The sequence below is a fragment of the Kitasatospora sp. NPDC059803 genome (assembly GCF_042732255.1).
Taxonomy (GTDB): Bacteria; Actinomycetota; Actinomycetes; order Streptomycetales; family Streptomycetaceae; genus Kitasatospora.
In genome coordinates this window covers 12976-15898 of sequence record NZ_JBHWIJ010000052.1, presented here as the reverse complement: position 1 = coordinate 15898, position 2923 = coordinate 12976, and the positions used below count along the sequence as shown (strand labels likewise).

Sequence of the window (2923 nt, the reverse complement as noted above, 5' to 3'; positions counted from 1 at the left end):
GGGGGGGGGCGGGCGCGCGCGGGCGTGGGGGCCGGCGGGGGGCGTAGCCGGGGGGGGGGGGGGGGGGGGGGGGGGGGTGGCGCGGGCCGCCCCCCCCCGGCCGGCGACGAACAGCGAACAGCGGACAACGAACAACAAACAGATAACAGCTGACAGATAATGAAATCTGTCAGCTGTTATCTGTTATCCGTTCCCTGTTGACCGTCAGCCGTCAGCCGTCAGCCGTCAGCCGTCAGCCATCAGCCATCAGCCGTCAAGCGCAGCTCAGGCGATCGAGAAGTCGTCGCCGAAGACGTTGCCCTGGCCGTACCAGCCGTGCAGGTACACGGTGACGGTGCCGGAGGCGCCGGTGGTGAAGGGGACGGTCAGCTTGGTCCAGCCGGAGGCGTTGGTCCAGGAGCTGGCGGTGGCGTCACCGCTGACGCCGAGGTACGCGTAGTTGCCCTGCACCCAACCACTCAGCGTGTAGCTGGTGTTGGCCTTCAGCGTGACGGTCTGCGAGCACTCGCCGGTCTGGCCGGCGGTCGCCGCCGCCTGGAGCGCGTAGGACCCGGAGTGGACCGGGGTGGAGACCACGGCGCCGCCGCTCTGGCAGGTCCACGGGGCGAGGCTGCCGGTCTCCAGGCCTCCGTTGACCAGGCCGGTGGGCGGCGGGGTCGTCCCGGTGACGGTCAGCGCGTACGTGGCGGCGTGGGTGCCGGACGGCCCGGTGGCGGTCACGGTGAGCGGGTAGCTGCCCGCCGTGGCGGCCGAGGTGGTGGCGATGTTGAGGGTGGCGCCGGTGCCGGCGGTGACGCTGCCGGGGGTGACGGTGGCGGTGACGCCGGCCGGGGCGCCGCTGACCGACAGGTTGAGGCTCTGCGCCGAACCCGCCGTCACCGCCGTGGCGATGGCCGCGGACGTGGACGAACCAGCGGCCACGGTACCGGAGTTCGGGTTCACCGCGACCGAGAAGTCGTTGCCGGGCTGGGTGCCCGTGACGTTCAGGGTGAAAACGCCGGTGTGACTGCCGGAGGCCGCGCTGCCGGTGACCGTCAGCTGGTAACTCCCGGGCGCCACCGCCGAGGTGGTGGTGACGTTGAGGGTGGCGCCGGTGCCGGCGGTGACGCTGCCGGGGGTGACGGTGGCGGTGACGCCGGCCGGGGCGCCGCTGACCGACAGATTGAGGTTCTGCGCCGAACCCGCCGTCACCGCCGTGGCGATGGCCGCGGACGTGGACGAACCGGCGGTGACCGTCGCGGAGTTGGGGTTGACGGCCACGGAGAAGTCGTTGGTCACCGTCGATCCGCTGGTGAACGGCGCGAAGATGTGGGTGAAGTCCCAGGTGTTCTGGCTGATGCCGGAGCAGGAGTCGTCCCCCGCCTTGCCCGGGCAGCCGCCGTTGTCGCGCTGGAGCGCCCAGAAGGACAGCGTGTTGATGCCCTTCGACACCGCCCAGTTGTAGACGGTGGTGGCGTTGGCCACGGTGAAGGTCTCGGCCGCGCCGTAGTCGTCGATGCCGGGCATCTCGGTGATCCCGATCGAACCCCACAGCTGGGCGGGGGTCTTGGTCGGGTAGAGCTTGGCGAGCTGGTTGTAGAGGCCCTGCGCGGAGGTCTGGGTGTCGGCCGCCATGTCGTGGGTGGCGCCGTCGTAGTAGTCGAAGGTCATCATGTTGACGACGTCGATCCGGGCGTTGTTGCTGACCGCGTTCTTCAGCACGGCGAGGCCGCTGGAGGCCAGGCCGGTGGTGGTGGTCGGCAGCGTGTAGGAGAACTGGACGTTGCGCCCGTTGGCGGCTGCCCAGTCCTGCACGATCTTGATCGCCTTGTTGCGGCGGTCGATTCCGGCCGTGTTGGTCAGTGAGTTGTCCTCGATGTCGAGGTCGATCCGGCTGACGTCGTAGGTGGTGACGAGGTTCTCGAAGGCTGCCGCGATCTGGTTGACGTCGGTGCAGCTGTCGGCCAGTTCGGTGCCGGTGTTGTCGGCGGTGTAGCCGCCGAAGGAGGGGATCACGTCCCCGCCGTTGGCCCGGATGGTGGCGATGTCGGCGCCGAAGGTCGAGGAGGAGACCGGCTTTGAGGTGTCGCCGTTCCAGTACGGGGTGCAGGAGCCCTTGGTGGCGGCCTGGAGGAACGCCATCGTCAGGTGCTTGGCCCCGGACTGGGCGGCCAGGGTGGCGGGGCTCTGCCCGGTCCAGGACTCGAAGTAGGGGGCGAAGACCCGGCTGGGGAGCGGGGTCGCGGCCTGGGCGGAGCCCGTCCCGGCGGCGACCAGGCCAGCCGACGCGGCCAGCGTGGCACAGGCCGTCAGGGCCGCCTGGATGGTTCTGCGTAGACGCATGGATTCTCCAACATACGTGGTGGGGCAGGACGTTGGGGATACGCGCATGATCGGGGCGCGACGGCCGTGTGGGGTCGGCCGCGCGGGCCCGGACGTGCGGACGTGTGGGTGTGCTGACGTGCGGGACTGCTGGGTGTCCGGATGTGCGGGTGTCCGGGGGTGCGGGCGCGCGGAAGCCCACCGACTCGCGCGGAGGCGGGTGGCGGGTACGCGTGTGCGCACGCCGTACGGAGCGGGGGTGGTGCGGGACAGGGCAGGGCAGGGCAGTGCCTCAGCCGCCGGTGGTCACACCCCCACAGTGCATCCCGGTCGGATCGACATGCTTATGGTTGGACTAGACCACTGGTCTGTCAAGAGACCTAACAGTTCGTCAACACACCGCCCCCGTGGCCGAAGGGCCGCCCGATCGGCCGGGTGTGCGCGGTGCGGCCGGGGCTGTGGAGGTGGGCGGTGCGGCGGAGGTGGCCGGTGGTGCGGGGTGGCCGCGCTGCCGAAGGGTGGATGCACCGAAAAGTGGCGCCGCCGAAGAATGAAGGTGCCGTGGGGGGGCGGCCCGCGGCGGGGGCGGGGGCCCCCCGGGGGCCGGGGGCGGGGACCCCGC

General features: G+C 71.1%; 1 protein-coding gene. It reads right to left on the bottom strand.

Features of this window, described 5'->3' with window-relative positions:
• Positions 1-264: 264 nt before the first annotated feature.
• Complete coding sequence (locus tag ACFV6I_RS11755; protein ID WP_380424727.1) at positions 265-2322, bottom strand: glycosyl hydrolase family 18 protein; 2058 nt, start codon at positions 2320-2322, stop codon at positions 265-267.
• Between the last annotated feature and the right edge of the window lie 601 nt (positions 2323-2923).